The organism is Sutcliffiella horikoshii (genome assembly GCF_019931755.1).
Lineage (GTDB): Bacteria > Bacillota > Bacilli > Bacillales > Bacillaceae_I > Sutcliffiella_A > Sutcliffiella_A horikoshii_E.
Genome location: NZ_CP082918.1, coordinates 3,149,704 through 3,171,259, shown reverse-complemented (window position 1 = coordinate 3,171,259; position 21,556 = coordinate 3,149,704). Strand labels below are relative to the sequence as shown.

General features: G+C 38.0%; 8 protein-coding genes. 7 read left to right on the top strand and 1 reads right to left on the bottom strand.

The window, feature by feature from the left end; translation table 11 throughout:
- Positions 1-713: 713 nt before the first annotated feature.
- The 7 genes from K7887_RS16225 (at position 714) to K7887_RS23025 (ending at position 17,143) form a co-directional block, all read left to right on the top strand.
- Positions 714-4,397 (top strand): YobI family P-loop NTPase, encoded by a 3,684-nt coding sequence (locus K7887_RS16225; protein ID WP_223490572.1) that lies wholly within the window; start codon positions 714-716, stop codon positions 4,395-4,397.
- A gap of 413 nt (positions 4,398-4,810) precedes the next feature.
- Positions 4,811-5,689 (top strand): tyrosine-type recombinase/integrase, encoded by an 879-nt coding sequence (locus tag K7887_RS16220; protein WP_223490570.1) that lies wholly within the window; start codon positions 4,811-4,813, stop codon positions 5,687-5,689.
- 6 nt (positions 5,690-5,695) lie between these two features.
- Positions 5,696-6,526 (top strand): tyrosine-type recombinase/integrase, encoded by an 831-nt coding sequence (locus tag K7887_RS16215; protein ID WP_223490568.1) that lies wholly within the window; start codon positions 5,696-5,698, stop codon positions 6,524-6,526.
- Positions 6,527-6,538: 12 nt separating this feature from the next.
- Complete coding sequence (xerA, locus tag K7887_RS16210; RefSeq protein ID WP_223490567.1) at positions 6,539-7,420, top strand: site-specific tyrosine recombinase/integron integrase; 882 nt, start codon at positions 6,539-6,541, stop codon at positions 7,418-7,420.
- Between the two features lie 14 nt (positions 7,421-7,434).
- A complete protein-coding gene (locus K7887_RS16205) occupies positions 7,435-8,271 on the top strand; it encodes a tyrosine-type recombinase/integrase (protein WP_223490565.1) in 837 nt (278 codons plus the stop codon).
- A gap of 508 nt (positions 8,272-8,779) precedes the next feature.
- Complete coding sequence (locus K7887_RS23030; protein ID WP_317849217.1) at positions 8,780-12,892, top strand: S8 family serine peptidase; 4,113 nt, start codon at positions 8,780-8,782, stop codon at positions 12,890-12,892.
- A 222-nt stretch (positions 12,893-13,114) separates the two neighbouring features.
- The gene (locus K7887_RS23025; RefSeq protein WP_317849216.1) at positions 13,115-17,143 is read left to right on the top strand and encodes a S8 family serine peptidase; all 4,029 of its coding nucleotides are present in this window, start codon (positions 13,115-13,117) and stop codon (positions 17,141-17,143) included.
- 124 nt (positions 17,144-17,267) lie between these two features.
- Here the strand turns inward: K7887_RS23025 and K7887_RS16170 are convergent, their stop codons facing one another.
- The gene (locus tag K7887_RS16170) at positions 17,268-21,335 is read right to left on the bottom strand and encodes a S8 family serine peptidase (RefSeq protein WP_223490564.1); all 4,068 of its coding nucleotides are present in this window, start codon (positions 21,333-21,335) and stop codon (positions 17,268-17,270) included.
- Positions 21,336-21,556: the final 221 nt, after the last annotated feature.

The following is a 21,556-nucleotide window of genomic DNA, read 5'->3' as shown; positions in this document are numbered from 1 at the left end:
TGAGTTTCGCTATTACCTGGAGTGACCCATTTCAAGTTTTACGATTAATAACTTGGATAAAAAACTAATCTACAACTGAAATGAATGAATGTATTTACCAATAGTTGATTTTTGAATTAGGATTACTCAACAATCTAGGAGCTTTTCTTTAATAAGATAATATTATAAGATCTTCAACAATCTGGGAGCTTAATTAAGATAAAATAGAGCTCATCGTGAAAAAGGCTTGTACCCGACTGTCTCCTTTTGAAACATCCAGAACAATCACTGGGTTCATCTACCAATCTGCTCCTATAATAAGGTAATTAGTCGGTAACCCCTAAGCTCCTTGTAATGCCATAAGTTCGCTTGGTTAATGGGATCCATGTCTCAACCAGCTAAAACATGTTTATACAAGTAGGGGGCGAACAGTTTTGCTGACGGAATCAAATCCCACAAGCGCTACGCTCTACCCCGACTACCGCTATCATAAGACCTTTCAAAAAAGGTCAACCAGAATAAGAGGAGAAGAGGCTGACCTAATAATACGCTCGAGCGCAATCCATATAAGGATATGTGCTTGTTTTCATTTTTGGACCATTTGATTGAGTAAATATATTTATTAATCACACTAAATTTTTACAAATGTTATTATTAAATTAATAAAAATAATGACTCTGTATGCAAAGCATCGTAAAGCGAACCTAATAAATAATAGTATAGTAGGTGTACTAATGAAAAAATGGATTATCCAAGCGTTAACGAAACTAACCAACAGCCTTACCAAGCTCCAGACCAAACTAGCTACCGGTGAAAACAAGCCTAAAAGTTTGTTCGAGGACTTAACGCCAAGCACTGACATTGATGAAAATGGTAAATATGCAGAGGCAATATCTTGGGGCTTGGAGAATGACAATGTGAAGAACATTGCATTGACTGGGCCATACGGTTCAGGAAAGAGTAGTGTACTTAAGACGTATGAAAAAAATCATGGAAATACGTACCATTTTTTAAATATCTCGTTAGCAACTTTTCAGCCACAAGAAGGGAAAAACGAAGAGGATGACCTAGAGAAAAGCATCCTCCAACAAATGATATATCGCGTCAAGGATCGAACCATTCCCTTTTCGCGATTCAAGCGCATTAAGCATGTGAAAAATCGCAGTATTATTCTTTTTCTCACATTATTGGTAGCCTCAGTGACAGCTAGTATCTATCTATTTCAACCAACATACCTAAAAGACAACTTTCAGGGGACTCTACTTCAACAAAATTTCACTAGTGGACAACCTTTAAACATCTTATGGACCTTTTTTCTGATTACAGTCACCTTATTGTTTCCATTTGTCTTTTTAAAAAATATTTACAGCTTGGTCCGCGGCAATCTAAACTTTAATAAAGTGACAATAGCCAATGCGACGATTGAAAAAAATAACGTGGATGCTCAATCCATCTTTGATAAATACCTCGATGAAATTCTTTATTTCTTTGAAGCTACTAAGTATGATGTTGTAATTTTCGAGGATTTGGACCGATTTGATAACTTAGTTATATTTGAGAGCTTACGAGAGTTGAATGCGCTTATCAACAACTCCGAGCAAATCAAACGGAGGGTTGTGTTTATATATGCCGTTAAGGATGAAATCTTCGGTGTCGTCGATAAGGACAGCAGCAAGATGCAAGATACGATTGACTTCAGCAAAAATCGCACGAAATTTTTTGATTTTATCATTCCTGTCATCCCGATTATTAACTCCTCAAATTCGATAGATAAATTAACGGAGAAAATTGACAAATTAACGTACACTGACAAAATAGACAGGAGTTTCTTAAACGATGTGACGATTTACATAGATGATATGAGGATTTTAAAAAATGTTTTTAACGAATTTATTATTTACAAGGACAAGCTCGGGGGCATCGACCTTGATTTGAATAAACTCTTAGCTATGGTCATCTATAAAAACATCTATCCGTTTGACTTCTCGCAATTGCAATATAAGAAGGGACTTGTCTACGATGTTTTGCAAAATAAATCAGCGATTATTCGCACTCGAACGCACACGCTAGAAACGGAAATTGAGACGCTAGAGGTAAAGATTAAAGGGACAGAGCAAGAAACACTGACTTCATTAAAAGAATTGCAAGTGAGTTATTTAGATGAGTTAGGGATTTACAAACCGAGTCAGTCCCACCACAACTATTATATTGCCTTTGGAGGGACAACTTATTACTCTAACAGCGATTCTAACGCACAGAATTTTTTCGATAATCTAAAAAAAACAGATATAGTCAACTATTTCTTACCCAAACATGGTAGAAAACAAACAGAAAAAGCCGAGCAAATCGCGACTGTCTTCGGCACTAAGCAAAACTACTTTGAGCGAGAGGAATATATAAATATACGTGAAGAAGACAGAATAGAGCGCATTAAGGAAGAACTAGCCGAGCTAAAACAGCAAAAAGCAGAAGCAAGCGCCAAATCCTTGAAAGAATTAATCGAAGAAAGTGACCCACAAGACGTTTTCTCAGATGGTATTAATGATAAAAAGCTGTTAATTTACCTGCTGCGCCATGGATATATTGATGAAATGTATAACCACTATCTCACTTACTTCCATCCCGGTAGCTTAACCGAAGCAGATATGAAATTCATTTTTAGTGTCAAAAATCATGAACCGTTAGAAGCACATCACTCCCTGTTCAATATCGATAAAATTATCGAACGTTTGAATGGTAATGAATTTAAACAGGTGGAAATCCTCAATTATTATTTACTTAACCATCTGATGGAAAATAGTCATCGTGAAACTTACCAAACTTATTACGACACCATTATTACCCAGCTAGCCAACGAAAAGAAAGAATCCATCGATTTTATTGACGGGTTCAGGCGAACAGCGACGCACAAAAAACGGTTTGTCCAATCCATCTGTAGAAAATGGGACAATATATGGCATTTTATCGAGAAGGAATCTAATTTCTCAGCGGAAGAAAAGGATAGTTATGTATCTGACATCCTAGCCTTTGCCAACATAGACGATATTATAAAGATTAACAAAGGAGAGGAACTATCAGACTTTATCGCGAGACATCATGATTTTCTAACAATAGCACCAACAGATAACAACAAACGGATGCAGATATTACTAGAACTGGATGTGAAATTTCTGGCCTTGGAAAAACTATCGAGCGATCAGGAGCTTATCGATAATGTGGTTGAAAAGGAGTTATATAAAATTAATCCAAGTACATTAGCAACCATCCTTGGAGTAACTACGGAACAATTATCTTATTCTTTCATTAAGCAAACGGATCGACAAGATGTCCAAAATTATATTGATTCAAATATAGAAATATACGTGCATCAAGTGCTTTTAAAAGTGGCGATCAAGGAGGAAACAGAGCATGCGCTGATTGATTTATTGAATCGTAAAGACGTCTCAATGAATCTAAAAGAAGAAGTTATTGTAGAGCAACCGGTAGTAATAACAGATATTACCAAAGTAAACCATGCAGTTTGGCCAGTGCTTGTTAGTTTCAAAAAAATCAAGATAACTTGGTCAAATGTGGTTGCTTATTTCCAAGAAGGAGAAAGCTTGGATGGGGATTTGGTTGACTTTCTCAATAACACAGAAGTTGCAAGCGAGCTATCTAAGCATTATATAGGGGATGCAGAGAAGTTTGATATAGATACTGTGGAAAAAGTATCTGAAGCAATTATAAAAAATCAGGAGATTACAGAAGAGTCCTTTGAGGTATTAACAAGCAGCATCTCAAAATTCAGCTACTTTCCAGTTGATTCCATACCTTTGAAAAGATTAGAAACAATGATTATTCAGGGTGTGCTAAAACTGAGTAATGAGAACTTTCAATCATTGAAAGCAAATTACAACAACCTTATTTGCTTATACCTGGAGGAAAATATAGATCAATTTATTGAAAATATGGATAACTATCCGTTGGAACATGATAGTGTGGTACAGCTATTCCATTCAGAGCGCGTCCCGGAAAAGTATAAAATCAGTTTGATTGAGGGACTTGGCGTAGCTGGCTTATCAAAAGAAGATACAGCATTTTTTGAGGGATTGGCTGACTTTATCCTCGAAAATCATGTGCAAGTATCCAAGGAAGTTTTTGACTTTCTAATGGCTGTTGATATGCGTGTTGAGAATAAGCTCATTCTAATCAGTAAGCGAATAGAAGAGTTTGATTTTGTTACTATTACAGAATTGTTAACAAAATTGGGTGATCCCTATGCGGAGATAGCTGAAAATGGAAAGCGTCCTCAAATTAGGAATAATGAAGTGCACCGAAAATTTGTTCAGGCTCTTGAGGATAAACACTATATATCTTCATCTCGAGTAAATGGAAGAAATATCAGGATTAACACCAGGTTAAAAATGGAGGAGGTTTAGAGGACTTCCATTTTTCAGCTAACATACTGGGCTAACTAACTAGTTGCCAGGTTTGTTGTTCAAATCTCTTAATGTTTTAAGTATGCGAACAGCCTCCAAGTTACCTTTTTAACTTGCTTTTTAAAACTTGGTAATAAAACAGAATGGTCATTTTTTAGATATAGAGATGAATAATTAGAACTTATTCAACATGCATTTAAAGAGCGCTATCCTCAAACAAGGATTAGCGCTCATTTTTCATTTTCGGACGAAATTTATTGAACAAGCCTATATAATCTTTATCTTAATCGACATGGAGATATGATTAGTGTTTAATTTCCAAGCCAAGGTCTGCATGGATTCAGCGTATAAAAAAGAGATTATTAGTTAAAGATTATCATAAGTAAGCTCTTGATAGAGAAGGAGGTTTATGGATGAGAGAGTATTGGAAGAGTGAGATTAAGGAAGAATCAACGAGGACGATTATGAATGAATATTTGCTAGGTTTAAAACTGGCCAACAAATCAGAAAAGACTATCAGAAATTATCGTTGGTTTTTAGAACGATTTTTCGCAGAGTGTACAGTTCCTTTAAAACTATTAACAGCTGAAGAAGTGAGAAAGCATTTGAAACAGTTTACTCAGGGAAAAAAGGAACGGACAGTAGACGCTTACTTATCCGCACTGACTTCATTTTTTCAATTTTGTCTAGCTGAAGAGTACCTAGAAAATGTAGTAATCAAAAAAAGATGGAGACCTAAAATCCCACAGTCCTTGCCCAAGTATTTAAATGAAATGGAATACTCTAAGGTGAAAATTGTGGCGGAGAATTTGGCTCCTCGTGATCGTGCGTTAATTCTATTTTTATTTTCGTCTGGTTGCAGGAGTTCAGAAGTTTCTACCCTATTAATCCAAGATGTCAATCTAGAAAAAAGAACAGCAGAGGTAACAGGAAAAGGAAAGAGAATTCGAAACGTACACTATTCTGAGGAATGTTCCATCGCTCTGAACGAATATCTTCACACCAGACCCTATAAGAAGGAGGAACCGCTATTTATATCTCAAACAGGTCAACCTTTAACCACCTACACTATTTATTCCATTACTAGAAAAATTGGTTCTAAGGCCGGACTTCCAAAAACGTTACATCCGCATTGTTGTCGCCATACGTTTGCAACGAACATGTTAGCAAGGGGAGCAACCCTGGAATTAATAGCGGATGAATTGGGACATGTAAATTTGAATACGACACGTATTTATGCACGTATTTTATCGGAAGATATTATTTCCGCTTATCAAAATAAAATGGGGTAGTGAACCATGAAAACAGATATAATCCAAACGTTTCTAGAAGATAACCGCTCCCGCTATAGCGCGGAGACATTAAGAAGTTATAAACTTTCCCTCCATCAATTCTTTTCATTTTGCAGGAAAAATTACGATGACGTGAAAGCAACAGATATAAGGGCATGGCTTGCTTCTATGCTGGAAGAAGGTCTGAGTAAAAATACGATTCATATTAAACTAGCAGGTTTAAAATCCTTTTACCACTATTGTATAGAAGAAAATATCTTGAAAAAACCTCCTACGCTAACTGTAAAAGCTCTTAAAAAAGATGATTCTCTGCCCTACTATCTAAGCAGGCGCCAAGTCGCACAACTTCAAGAATTAACAAAGGGGGATTACCAGTTCCGCCCCATTATTGAAACCCTCTATGCCACAGGAGTGAGGGTTAGTGAGCTATTACACATCAAACTAGAAGAAGTAAAGTGGGAAACACGCCAAATATGGATACAAAAAGGAAAAGGAAATAAAGAACGTTTTGTCCTTTTTACCCATGATTGTGCAGAACGGCTAAAGGGGTATCTCGACAAGCGGCAAGTCTATAGCGAGTATTTATTTTGTAATCGAAGAGGGATGCCGTTACACCGAGAATATATTCAAAAAAATTTTCGTAGCTTCTCCCAAACACTTGGTTTTAAAATTACCCCACATACTTTGCGTCATACATTTGCTGCCCATTTAGCGGAAAAGAATATGCCACAAAGTTACATTCAGGAACTTCTGGGACATGTTGATATTAATAGTACCCGCATTTATACAAGACTGATGGAACATGCACGAAAAAAACAATATGACCTTTACAATTAATGAGGTGAGAGCATGAGTAATTACTGGGAATTAACGAAACCAATACCTATAAAAGTCAATCAAGACATCGTAAAAGAGTTTTTAATGAGTTTAAAAATATTAAACAGAAGTAAAAACACGATTAAGGTATATCGCTCTTTTCTAGAACGATTTTTTGGTGAGATGGAAGAGCCATTTACATTGATACCCTCCCATACAATCCTTGAATGGTTTCAACATAATGAAGCGCATCAAAGTGAGGCAACATTAAGGCTAAGATTAAGTATCCTTTCTTCCTTCTATAAATTTTGTGTAGAAGAAGAGTTAATGGATGTTTCTCCTGTTAAGAGTAGATGGTTTCCTCGCCTTCCTCAATCCCTCCCCAAGTATTTGGAAAAGGAGGAAATTGCTAAAACGCGAAGGCAAAGTGAGCAAATGTCCTTAAGAAATCAGGTGTTAGTAGAATTTATGCTCACGACGGGATGTAGAGTTAGTGAAGTAAGTGAATTAAATAAAGAGGATGTGGATCTAGAAAACCGTACGGCACGTGTGATGGGGAAAGGACAGAAAATTCGTTATGTTCATTTTACCGAAAAGTGTGCCTATCTTTTGGAACGGTATTTTTCTGTGAGACCTAAGTTGCCTAACAGTCTTTTTATATCTTGGAAAGGACAACGGTTAAGTGTTCGAACTATCCAAGATATTATCAGGAAAATCGGAGTGGAAGCGGGGTTGTCCTCCAGTTTGCACCCACATCGATTGCGCCATACATTTGCCACAGAATTACTAGCGAAGGGAGCAGAGTTGTCCTTTATTGGAGACGAATTGGGTCATCGTGATATTAGGACTACCCAAATCTATGCCCGACTTCCGAAAAGAGAAATAATGGTGCTATATCGAAAATATATGGGATAGGAGGGGCTTCCTTGATGACGCTCCAAACATGTTTGTCGCAGTTTAGAGATGAGTATGGGTTTCGATTGGAAGAAACCACTTTGTATGGTTATCTGCTAGCGGTTAATCAACTCATTGAATATGGTAAGAAACCACTTCATGAAATCACATCTAGTGATATTAGGAGTTGGTTGTCTTTTTTAGACGCACGTGGATATAAACCGGTCACCTTAAAAACAAAACTAGCCGGCATTAAGTTATTTTTCAAGTTCTGTGTGGAAGAAGGAATTCTTTCCAAGAATCCTGTTAGTTCCATACCGTATCCAGAAGTAAATGATACATTGCCACGTTACTTAAAAATGAATGAACTAGGGCAATTGCGAACGATCGTGAAGGGACGAATAGAGGAAAGGGCAGTAATGGAGATGTTTTATGCAACAGGTGTCCGATTAATGGAGTTAGTTTCAATGAAAAAGGAAGATATTTATTGGCCAGATCGCATGATTACCATTCCTAAAGGGAAACGTAAAAAAGAAAGGATTGTCTTATTTACAAGAGAGGCTGCAGAACATTTAAAAGCCTATTTAGATGCACGTGTGGATGAGCTTCCATTTGTCTTTGTAAACTATTCGAGAACAGGTGAAATGTGTGCTCGCACAATTCAATCCAGATTCGATAATTATTCTAAAAAGCTGGGGAAACATGTTTCTCCACATACGTTACGGCATACATTCGCGGCACATTTAGCAAGAAGAGGGATGCCCTTTATGGCCATTCAAACACTGCTAGGTCATAATAGTCCTCATCAAACCCATTTATATACACGGCTTTATCATCAAGCACGAAAAGATATGTACGATGAATGGATGTAAGTAGTATGCGTGAAAGACAATTTAACGCTTATCAAATAGCGCCTGGAAAACGTTCAATCCCTTGGTATATAAGGGGTTGGGCGTTTATTTAATTATATCATAGTTAACGTTAAAAGAGGTTAACGCTTGCTTATTTTGGAAAAAAGATGGAGTAAATAAACTGCTCTTAAATACGATTAAAAAGTCGACTACCTGCAGGTGCAGATAGTCGGCTTTTTTATTTGAATACAAACTCTATTTAAAACCAAGAAGAACGGAGGCAATTGATGCTCCTGTATATTAAACAATTTAATTAAATATAGTGGATAGTGCTGTACTGCGTATAAACAAGGATGTCCACATGTCATGAGCATTGATATTCTGACCCCCTTGTTTTTATTTATGTCTCAAATGAATGTATATTTCGTTTCTCTAAAAAAAGTGACTTGATGGAATTTTGCAAAAATAATATCTCGTAAAATGTCGATACAATGAAACTATCAAAGGAGAGAAAGAGGGGAAAAGAAAAATGAAAAAGAAAGTTTTCAAGAAGGCCACAACCTTGGCATTGGCAACTGGCCTTATGTTCAGTGCATTTGCGCCGGTTAACAATCCATTAAACGTCCATGCTGAAACACCATCAAGCATTAACCAGGTTTTGACAAATCTAACACCAGCCCAACGTGAAGCGTTGAATAAATTACAAATCAGCGATCAGTCTGGTTTGCAATTAACGCCTGAAGTGAATTTGGAGAGCGATGATAAAGTTTCCGTTATCGTTGAATTCAAGGACAAGCCTGCTAAAACGGCAGTTGTAGAAGAGGCCGCAAAAGGGAAAAAAGTGTCGTTAGCTGATGCAGAGCAAAAGGCCGATGCTGCTCATGAGACGTTCAAGAAAGACTTACAGAGCATTTATCAAGAAGATGTAAAAAAGAAGAAAGATTTCTATAAAATTAAAAGATCGTATAAGCACTCTCTTAACGGGGTATCTATGGAATTACCTTCTAATAAAGTGGAGGCATTATTACAGTCCAAGGTAGTAAAAGCAGTTTGGAGTAATGAAACAGTGCAAGTAGAGCCTCCTGTGGAACAAAAATCATCTGATAATACGACAGAAACCAAAAGATTGACATTCCCTGGTGTGGATCAATTGCACCACGAAGGATTAACAGGTAAAGGGATTAAGGTAGGAGTTATCGATACAGGAATTGATTATAATCATCCTGATTTAAAGGATGCTTATAAAGGCGGCTATGATTTTGTCGATAACGATAATGACCCGATGGAGACAACATATGATGATTGGAAAAAATCGGGATACGCAGAAATTAATCCTTTGACAGGTTCCACTTATTATACGCAGCATGGAACCCATGTAGCGGGTATTATTGCAGGACAAGGTAAAAATAATGCAGATTACGCCGTGACTGGTGTAGCACCGGAAGCGGATATTTATGCGTACCGTGTATTAGGGCAATATGGTTCTGGTTCAACGGAAGCTATACTGGCAGCAATTGACCGGGCTGTGCTAGATGGAATGGATGTAATCAACCTTTCTCTGGGTCGATCCTACAATGACCCTCTCTATGTTACTAGTATGGCATTGAACCATGCAGTGATGGCGGGAGTGACGTCAGTTGTTTCTGCAGGTAACAGCGGTGACAGTATGTACACACTGGGGTCTCCAGGTACTGCTGCTTTAGCGATTACAGTTGGAGCAAGCGATACACCAGAAACGATTGAAACGTCTAAAGGTACATTAGAAGATGTAACGGCAGACCTTAAACTTCTGGCAAAAAGTCTAGATGATAAAGTAGAAGAGCTAAAAGGTCATAGTCTTCCAATCATATACGCTGGATTTGGGGCTGCTTCTGATTTTAACAACAAAGATGTGAATGGAAAGATTGTCCTAGTCGATAGAGGAATCCTCACATTGGATGCCAAGATTAAAGAAGCGCAAAAACATGGAGCAAAAGCAGTTTTAATGGCTAATAACATTCAAGGAGAAGGATTCATTCCCTCGTATCTAGGAGAAGGGTACGGAATGATCCCGACATTTTCCCTTTCCTATGAACAAGGAACGATGTTGAAACAAAAAGCAAATGGCACTTCGGAATTCTCCTTTGATGAAATAGGGGAAGTAGTGACGGAAGGAAACAAGCTTGCATCCTTTAGTTCCCGTGGACCGGCTCGTACGACATATGATATCAAGCCGGAAGTAATAGCACCAGGCGTATCTGTTTTCTCTACAGTACCTTCGTATATGCATGGGGAAGACCAAATAGGAAACTATCAATATGCCTATAAAAGACTATCAGGAACATCGATGGCAAGCCCGAATGTGGCTGGGGTAGCGGCATTATTATTACAAGCGAACCCAGATTTCACTCCTGAACAAGTGAAGCAAGTATTGATGAACACGGCAGATCCACTAAACGGAGAATATAGCGTATATGAAGTGGGAGCAGGTGTAGTGAATCCTTACGAAGCAATTCATTCTCAAAGCCGAATCGAAGTAAGCGATGAAACACAAGGGCAATTAGATAAAAAAGGTAATTATAAGATGGTAAAAGATAAAACGGGGGCAATCAGTTTTGGAACCTTTGCACCGGATGGAACCAATTTGACAGATCAACGTTCTCTTACTATCTACAACAATAGTAAACAAGCAAAAACATTTGATGTAAATATAGAGTTTCAAGTATTGGAAGGACGATTCCAAAACGATTATCGAACATCAAACGACGCAGATGCTAACGGTGTTCAAATTTCAACAGATAAGAAAGTAAAAGTGAATGGAAATGGGAAAAAGAAAACGAATGTGTTCATTACGATTCCCAAAACGGCAGCGCTAGGAACGTATGAAGGCTATATTACCTATACAAACCAAGTAAATCCGGAAGAGACATATCAAGTCCCGTTTGCTATCCGCACGACAAAGGAAGGAATCGAGTTTGTAGAAATACTTAATAAAGAAATTACAACTACGAAAGATTATAATGCGGCAAGACGGTACACAGATGTATATTTGAATTTAACATCCCATATGCGTACACTCGATGTGTTTTTAGTGGATGGAAAAACGAATGAAGAGTTAGGATTTATCGGAACATATGATGGTATGTTGATGAATGAGAAGGTTGATCTTGGCATTAAGCATGTATTTGAAGGGTATTACTATCCATTTACTGGTGATGTGGACAAGCCAATCGCTTATAACCCGAAATTAGCTAAGCAAGGATCTTATAAATTGAAATTCGTAGGGACGAATGATTCAGGAAAAGCTTTCTCTAAAGAATCTACCATTTATATTGAGAGTATCGCACCGGAACTTGATCTTAATATAAAAGAGGATGTATATGAATACACCACTGAAGAAACTACGATAAACGTGACGGGTTCTATTTTCGATAAAGAAACGGAAGATATGAAGGCCGCAGGATTTGATGTTTCACAAGGAAGTAACGAAATGTTTTATCATGATCAACTTGGTGGCCGACCGGTACAGATTCCAGTTAATGAAGATGGCACTTTCTCTGTTGATATTCCTATCAATCAAACAAGACCTATGCAACTTTGGTTTTACGGGAGAGATGCTGCCTCCAATCAAACATGGAATAATAGTAGAATGATCTACTTTATCCGTGAAGGAGAGCCGCACGCAAATATGCAGGCTGAAAAAATATTTGCAAATATGGGAGAGTCTGTACAAACGACTTTAACTCTAGATAATGTAAAGAATGTAAGAGAAGCTGTGTACACGTTGGTTCAGTATAATACTACCTTGACTGAACCGATTGTAACGTCGCACAGCAGCGTTAGTGATGCAGTTGATATAAAAGTAGAAGATCAAAAGGTATTTGGGGATTACAACAAACTGATCGTCACAGTAACAACGAAGGAAGGAATGCCGGCATTGTCTGGTGACCTTTCATTAGCGAATATTGAGTTTAAGATGAAAGACGACAACTATTCGCAAGCTCCTATTTTTTATGCCAGATATATGACTGCCTCTTACACCGATACGAATAATGAAAAGAAGGAAGCATTGAGTGCAAATCCGATGATCTTTGTCAAAACAACGTATTCAATGGTTTACGGTCCTGTTGCTGCAGAAGCATTTATGAATCCGAGTGGAACTCCAAACTTGAAAGATTACAAGAAGGCCGGTGTCAAAGTTCAGGCAACAGGTAAGGACGACAAGGTGTATCTAGGAAAATTTGCATCTCAATCAACAGGCTATGATATTCCGCATTTACCATTAACAGATGAAGAATTCCAGTTCGAGCTTGATGTCCCTGGGCATTTTACTGTGCACAATACATTTAACGTTGGATTCCATGATGATGGCAAAGTAACCAGCCAAAGAAAATATCTGCCTTACAAAACTGCGATCGCTGGGGATGTCAATAAAGATGATGTCATCGATGTCATGGACGCAGTGTACATCCAAACGCATTGGGGTACTAATAAGCGCGAAGCCGATATTAACTATGACGGCATCGTAGATGAAAAGGATATCGCATTTGTTGTGAACAACTACTCCATGCAAAATCCGACCATCCAAAATGCGCCAAAACCTAAGAAAAATTATAAAGGACAAACGTTAGAAAAGATCTTAAACGAGCTGAATATTCAATAAGGAAGTACGAATAAAATAAAATATAAACCACACACGATGAAATTCGGGTGTGGTTTTTTTGTTGGGAAAATCACTTGCGACTTTTCAGCTCGTTTTTATAATCATTAATCCCCTCTTCATACTTTTCACCTAAAAAATTCCCCCAATAGGAATCATTCAAATTTCGACGAATTACTAGTAATGACTGAGGTAATCAGTACGAACAAGTTGGGGGAGAGGCATTTGAAAAGGAAAAAAATCGTAGGATTGATGTTGGTTGGTGCATTATTCATAAGTAGTATTACACCAGCCATTTCGAATCCTAACACAGTTGTAGCAGAGGGGAATATAGGGATAGAGGATGCGATGACATCACTATCACCAGAAAAAAGAAGGGCCATTAACGATTTAACGTCTTCGGTAACTTCAGAAGTGAACCTTCCTGGTGACCTTGATTATTCCAGTGATGAAGAAATCTCCATTATTGTGGAATTCAACCATTTCACTCCAAAAACAGCAGTAGCTATTAAAGAAGCAGAGGGGGAGACTGCCTCCATTGAGGAAGGGCAGCAGTTAGTGGAGAAAGATCACAAAATATTTGCTGAAGATCTAGTAGAATTAAATATCGACGGAGAAGTTACAAAAAGCTATAAAGAAGCGTTTAATGGGGTGACCGTTCATTTACCAACCTCTGATATTCCAAAACTATTAAAATCGAAAGTGATAAAAAACATTTGGGAAAACGAAACAATTCAATTAGATTTACCTGAAAACAAGGAGAATGTAACACGACAAGCATATGACGGGAAGCATCCACTTGAATTGACAGGAGTAAACAAATTACATGAAAAAGGGCTAACTGGCAAAGGGGTTAAAGTAGCTGTACTAGATACGGGTATAGATTATCATCACCCAGATTTACAGGATGTATATCATGGCGGGTATGACTTCGTTGATGAAGATGATGATCCAATGGAGGCTACCTATTCAGATTGGCATGAATCGGGCTTTCCAGAAACTCTCGGCTCTAACGCCTATTATACTTCCCATGGTACACATGTTGCCGGAATCATAGCAGGTCAGAATAAAAATGATTCGCCTTTATCCGTATTGGGTGTAGCACCGGGAGTGGAATTATATGCTTACCGTGTTTTAGGGCCATATGGAACAGGGACAATGGAAGACATATTAGCAGGAATTGAATATTCTGTTCGAGCAGAAATGGATATTATCAATTTATCGTTAGGGAATAACATAAATGATCCACTATCTCCCTTTTCCGTGGCCCTTAATAATGCCGTACTTGCAGGCGTTACAACCGTTTCCGCTGCAGGGAATACTGGTTCTTCGTTATATTCGATCGGATCTCCTGCTGCTTCTGCTTTGAATATTACCGTTGGGTCTACTGACACGATGGTTGCATATCCAGATTTTGAAGGAGAATTCTTATATGAGGAAGGCAAAGAGTCGAGTGAAGTTCAATATGCAACTGCTGGAGTGGAGGATTCACCTGGGTCATTAGAAGGGAAAACCTACGAGGTAATAGATGCTGGGAATGGAATGCAAAGCGATTATGAAAATATAGATGTAAATGGAAAAATAGTCTTGATAAAAACGGGTTCTATTCGTACAGATGAGAAAATTGCGATTGCTAAAGAACATGGTGCAGCAGTAGTGTTCAGTTATACGCCAGGTAACGGGAATTTTAATGGGGGTGTATATCGCGAAAATGAAAACTTTGTACCTACCTATCATTTGCGAGGGGTGCAAGGAGATAAAATTAAACAAATTCTAGCAGTAGATGATATGACTTTTACTTTTACTAAATTAGTTCCAACTGTGGTTGTTCAAGATGATACGCTGTCTTCTTTCAGTTCACGTGGGCCAGCCAGACTTACGTATGATATAAAACCAGAAATTGTTGCGCCTGGCGGAAATATATTATCCACTGTACCACATTTCTATGGTGGGAAAGAAAAAGATTATTCCTCGGCATATGCGAAATTATCTGGCACATCAATGGCAACCCCTTATGTCGCAGGGATTGCTGCTTTGTTATTAGAAGCAAACCCTTCTCTAACTCCTGGAGATATCAAAGCGCTTTTAATGAATTCAGCAGAGCCAATTAATGGTTCGAACAGTGTCTTTGATATCGGGGCTGGTAGAGTCAATGCTTGGAAGGCAGAAACAGCTTCTGTGACCATTAAAGTGATGGATAAAACCGAGACATTCGTAGATGGTAAGAAAAAATGGGTTCCATCCGTAACGGGTGCATTAGCTTTAGGAACACTTATTACTAATGATTCTCACCATCGAGAGGATGCAAGTATTACCATTACTAATCATCTAGATAAGAAAGTGACTTTTAATATTGATTCACAATTCCATGTAGGAATTCGCGGTTCAAAGGATGGTGCGAAAAATGGAGTAAAAGTGAATACAAAAAAATCAGTTAGTATTGCAGCTAATAAACAAGTAACAAATAATATATTCTTAACTATACCGAAGACGGCGGGTGAAGGAGTTTATGAAGGTACTATTACCTTCACAAATGTGGAAGATGAATCAAATAGATACCAAGTTCCTTTCGCATTTAGACTCTCGAAAGATGGTATAGAGTACTTAACGGCGAATGACACCTTATCAACCATTAGAGAAAACTATAGTGGTGGTCCGACTGCCCTGAATGCCAAGTTTTCCCTCTATTCACACATGAGAAATATTGATGTATATTTAACGGACGCAAATACTGGGGATGAATTAGGTTTTGTAGGAAGCATGGATGGAGCTTTTCTACAAGTGGAAAGGCCGTATTCATTTTACGCGTTCTCCAACGGGGAATATTACCCTTTTACCAATGATGCTAACTCACCGATTACTTATGAAACGATTAAAGCAACTCCAGGGTCGTATTATTTAAAATTTATTTTTATCAAAGATGATGGAGATGAGCTTTTGATGAATATGCCAATTATCATTGATAAAGAAATGCCAACATTAGAAATGGATGTAGAAACAGAAATTATTGAAGTGGAACCTGAAAATACCACTTATCTATTGGAAGGAAGCATCCATGATAATCAAGTTGAATCAGCTAAGACAACAGGCATTGATGTAAATCAAGGAAATAACTCGGTAAGATATAAGAGTAGCAGTTTTTGGCAAAATACTCCTTTAAGTGATGATGGTGAATTTGCTATCAATGCTTCTTTTCCGAGTCACTTAAACGTAATGAACTTAAGTATCCTAGGAAGAGACCGAGCAGGTATTGCATCTTTACAAAAAAACTACCACCTTGTAAGAAAAGGAGCACCATACGTTGCTAGTATTCCGACGCAAAAAGAAACCTTGTCAGGTGATAACATGGATTTTGCATTCCGTACAAATAATCTTGATCCGTGGAAGAACCTAAGCTTTTCCTACCAATACAATAAAGATGTGATAGATATCAAAGAAATCTCTGTAGTGGAGGAATGGAAGGAAAAGGTTCACCTTGAAACCACTGATTCAGATAATGGCACCTTTATCACATTAACGACGACTGAACCTAACCTAGAAGACGTAACCACCTTATTAAACGTTAATGTAACTATTAAGGATGATGCGTTTGTAAGTGATTATTTTCCACTTATCGCAAACTCGGTATCATTAACAAAAGCAGATAACTCAAAGGTATCCGTTTCTTCTATTTCACCACCAGTTAAAGTTTGGTCAAGCTACTCTGAATTGCAGGGGAATATTAATGGAGAAGCGGTATATGAAAGGAATGGGTTTGGAAATTTACTCTCTACACATATCGACTATTTTGCATTAGGGGCGAATATTCGGGTATTGGATAACGAAGGTAATGAATATCCCGCTGAAATTAAAGAGGATGCTCAATTTAGCATCCTAGGATTACCCTCCACTCAGGAAAAAATGTTCCTCCTTCTTGATATACCAGGACACTTTACTGTTAAGAAGAGTTTTACCATCGGTAGAGAAACTAGGCATTTAGGAGAGAAAAAATTCTTGAATTTTCTTGGGGCAATTGCAGGAGACGTGAATAAGGATGGCGTCATCGATATCTTGGATGCTGTCTATCTCGAAGAGCAATGGGGATCTAATGACAGAAACGCAGATATCAACTTTGATGGTGTAGTGGATCACAAAGATATGAGCTTCATCCAAAAGAATTATTTACTGAAAAATCCGACTGTGGAAGCTTCCAGAGAACCATCAGAAATTGAGTCCGGAAGAACACTAGATGATATATTAGCTGATTTAAATTAACTAATGTCCCCCCACGAAGCTTATGTGGGGGGGGGTTAATAGGAATAGAAATTAAAAAAGATGACCCCTGTTCATTACAGAGGTCATCTTTTACTAGGAGAGCCTAGCGTATTTTTGATTTGGGTTACGGATTAGTAATCCCTAATTCCTTTTTCACTTTCTCAAGGGTCATGCCTTCATGGCTCAGAACAACATCCTTTAATTCATCTAAAGTGTGATTTCGCATGAGGTAGTTCTCTTCCACATAACTCCAATCCTTCTCATCCACAATGCCATCTAAGTTGATATCTGCAGAACGATCACCAGACTGCCATTTTTCTTTTAGATATAGAACATCAAAAATATCAATTACATCGTCTTGATTCACATCACCTGCATACGTAAACGCAGTAATGGAAGTTAAAGATCCTGTAATTTCTCCATCTTCCTCTTTATTCACCATAATATCTTTAAAATAAGGGAAGTGACCGGGAATATTCACCTTTAACGTATATGGCTCGGCATTTATCGGTATGTTATGGAAGCTGAAACCTGCTCTTGTAGTAACATTAGCCGTAGATTTGGTTCCGTCCGGACTTATTAGTTCAACGGAAGCACCGACTTTTGTATAGTCTCGGGAAAAATCAACGGATGTATCCGGTTTTAAGAATCCTTGCCCAACAAAGCCACCACTGATGATTCCTGTTTGATTAAGCAATTTAAGTCCTTCCATATATCCTTGTGCTGTAATGGTGTCTCCATTTGTGTCAATGTATCGATTGCTTGTAAAGTTAAATCCTGCGAAGTCCGTCCATCTCTTATCGGTTACTTTAAATGTAACATCTAACAATGGCATTTCCCCTGTGATTTCTTGATCTCCAGTCAGGATAAGATCCACTTTTGCATTGGAGGTGGAGCCAATAGACAAATCAGTTTGTAGGTCTACATCATAATTGGATAATGCATCATTTTCCTTAATATCGAGAATTTCCATTGAATCTGTAAAATATAACGTGAATTTTGCTTCTTTTAATTGTCTAACATTATTGGCAGTCATCGTAAACGTAACAATGTCTCCAGGTTTCGCGGACTTTTTACTGTAGACTCCTATCATATAGGAAGTACCTTCGGGAACAAAATGATACGTTCTTTTCACAGTTTTGTTCGTCGCAGCATCTAGGGCATCCAAACTTGCTATATTATTTGTTGGTCTAACAAGAGGGACTTCCATTTCAAAAGTGCCATCTTCTTCTGGGAAAATACGATAATCAGGTAACATCGTGTACAAATATTCATAAATGAAATTATCTGCCTGACTAATATTGATACCTGCGGCTTGAATATCTCCTACTTCATTGTCAATCAATGTTCCACTTACTGGGTAGGTTTCTTGTCCTTCAGAAAATTCATAAACTAGCTGATCATCAATACTCGTATTAAATTCTGGTTTATTATTATCGACAAATATGTCATCTACTTCAGTGAAAGTATTGCCTTTTTCATTTGTAGCAATAAATTTCAATTTATAGTGTCCCTGTTCTGCGAACGTTTCCTTTAAATGAACTGGATAGTCCTCATCTCCTGTAAATGGATAATAATTGCCTCCGTATCCATATAGACCGTAAGGGACACCGACTTGTAAGTCACTTCCATTGAAATATCCGACATAACCAATATCTTCACCTGTTTTTCCATCTGCTAAAACTACATCCACTTGCTCTACGTTAGAGTTAAGCTGGAAACTGAAGGTCGCAACAGGAAATGAACCGAAATAGGAGCCTCCTGGATTGGTTGTTAGGACTTGTTTGTCAATTGCCAAGAAGTCAAACCCTTCTTCTGCAACACGGATAGAGAATGGGACTTGAAAGGTTTCATTTGAGTCGTTTATATTCTCATAAGTGATATATCCTTCATAAAACCCTGATTCTGCTGTTTTGGGAATCAGGACAAACGCATTGGTTTTTTTCGATTTTCCAGGATTAATGGAAATTTTCTTATCAAATTGAACTTGTACACCATTCTTTTTTGCATCAAGCGATTGATTTGTAAATTCAACTTTTCCCACAAACGATTTCTTATCTTTGTCATGATTACTCACTTCCATTGTGCGATGATCGCGAATGTGTTTTCCGTCGTTGTATTGTAGGCCAAAGCTGATGGAGCCTGTCTTTTCATCAATGATCATACTATCTCCATCAGATATGTTAGTTGTTTCATCGATCACCTGGAATAGCATGGTAGAATGGACTGCTTCATACGGGTCCACTCGTCCCGCCCCAACTTCAAATACGCTGTAATCCCCATTTAACGGATCTGCCGTGTTCATTAGAATTGTTTTTATGTCCTCTGGTTGCAATTCCTGATTGGATTCTAATAAGAGAGCGGCAATACCAGCTACTTGAGGAGCGGCCATGGATGTGCCTGATAATCGTTGATACGCATATTCATAATTATCCACATTCTCAGGGTTTACCATGTACGATGGGACTGTGGATTGAATACCGACTCCAGGCGCTATCACTTCAGGCTTAATATCATAATTAAATTTGGAAGGTCCTCGTGAACTGAAGTCAGCTAAACGATCTCCCTCCGTTTGAACGGTGCCAAGTTCTCCGAAAATGAATTCCTCTGAAAGTTCCATTTCTTCCAGTAATATTTCTCCATCTTTTTTTGTCAAACTGAATGTTGGAATGAAGTCTTTATTTTCACCCAGGAAGTAAGGGATATGCCCGTCCTCTTCATTGTTGTACATAAAGATAGCTTTAGCCTCGTTTAGTTGTGCATGTTTAATTTTGTCATTTAGCGAAATCTCTCCACGTCTAACAAGAACAATCTTATCCTTAACATCTTTCCCTGAATAATCCTCTGATCGTCCTAACCCCACATCTGTGATTGGTAGTGTCTGACCTTTAAAGTCTTCTGCTTTATCACTATAATGTTTTCCTAGTAATTGTAGACTAATAGGTTGTGAGGATAACTTCCCTTCGTATGTAAGGATTTCCAAGGGAGTATCACTTGCCCCAACCGTCAATGCTAGTGCTGAAGAAGCTGGCGAGCCAAGAGTATAAGATGCATCCCCTGTATTTCCCGCAGCTACAACGGCTGTTACTCCACTAAGGACTGCATTGTTAACGGCGACACTAGTCGGGAAATATGGATCATTAATGGAAGCACCTAAAGACAGGTTTATGATGTCCATCCCATCTTCGACCGCTTGATCAATTCCTTTTAACACATTTTCGGTTGCACCGCTACCATATGGACCGAGTACTCTATATGCATAAATGTCTGCATCTGGAGCCACTCCATTCGTTGCATAATCACTGTTATTGGAACCTTGTCCAGCAATAATTCCAGAGACATGCGTACCATGATTGGTATAATAAGAATTCCCCCCTGAAAATTCTGGTTTGTAAGTGGATTTCCAGTTTTCATAAGTTGTTTCCATTGGATCTTCATCGTTATCTACAAAGTCATATCCACCTTTGTAGGCATCTCTTAAGTCAGGATGATTATAATCTATTCCAGTATCGATTACACCAATTTTTATCCCTTTTCCGGTCAAGCCTTCTTCATGCAGTCGGTCAATTCCTAGGTGAGGGTTGCTGTCTGCCATTTGAGTAGTTATTCCGAGATTAGCCACTTCGCTTAAATCTGGTGGATTAATGTTGATTGTTTCATTTCCCCAAATCGTTTTTACGGTCCCGGTTTGCAGGACTGTTTTGATCTTGTTTGCCGGCAATGTAATCGCCATTCCGTTAAATATTTCTGAGTATTGATATTTAATGGAATAAGAGTCACTTTTCCCACTGTCTTTAAAAATGCCACTTAACTCTTCTTTGAATTTTTTCTGTTCGAGGTTAATATTGCTTTTGGCTTTTGATTCCGATACTTCTTCCCCCTTCAAACTTGCTATTAGTTGTGCAACCTTAACTGGCTTTTGATGAAATTCTAAGATGACAGAGATCTCTTCATCGGTGTCCAAGTTAACTGCAGGAGGCAATTGCAGCCCAGTTTTATCGTTTAATTCTAAATACTTCATGGCTTTTCTTTGTGCATCTGTTAGATTGTTTAGTATTTCCATACTAGAAGAGGTTGTTTTTCCTAATGTTTCCCCAGATACCTTTTCAGGAGAATAAGATATAGTACTGAAAAGCAAACTTAATGACAATCCGACTACAGTGACACTTTTAAATAACTTACTTTTGTCCAAGTGATACACTCCTTCTGCAATTAGTTTATTAAGAAAACAAAATATTCCTAATAAAGTAAATAATCTCACATACTATTTGAAGAATGTATGGGGGGAACATGGGAGAGTACACTCAGTAATAATGAAACTTATGGCTTAGGTAAATTGTTATATTTATAGTGATATTCAGGGATTTTTAAGCTGGCGATATAACGGTATAGGTCTTTAGAATGGTTTGGTTT

Bases quoted from the DNA above. Each gene is read 5' to 3' on its own strand.
- K7887_RS16225 (WP_223490572.1), top strand. From the start codon at position 714: ATGAAAAAATGGATTATCCAAGCGTTAACGAAACTAACCAACAGCCTT.
- K7887_RS16220 (WP_223490570.1), top strand. From the start codon at position 4,811: ATGAGAGAGTATTGGAAGAGTGAGATTAAGGAAGAATCAACGAGGACG.
- K7887_RS16215 (WP_223490568.1), top strand. From the start codon at position 5,696: ATGAAAACAGATATAATCCAAACGTTTCTAGAAGATAACCGCTCCCGC.
- xerA (WP_223490567.1), top strand. From the start codon at position 6,539: ATGAGTAATTACTGGGAATTAACGAAACCAATACCTATAAAAGTCAAT.
- K7887_RS16205 (WP_223490565.1), top strand. From the start codon at position 7,435: ATGACGCTCCAAACATGTTTGTCGCAGTTTAGAGATGAGTATGGGTTT.
- K7887_RS23030 (WP_317849217.1), top strand. From the start codon at position 8,780: ATGAAAAAGAAAGTTTTCAAGAAGGCCACAACCTTGGCATTGGCAACT.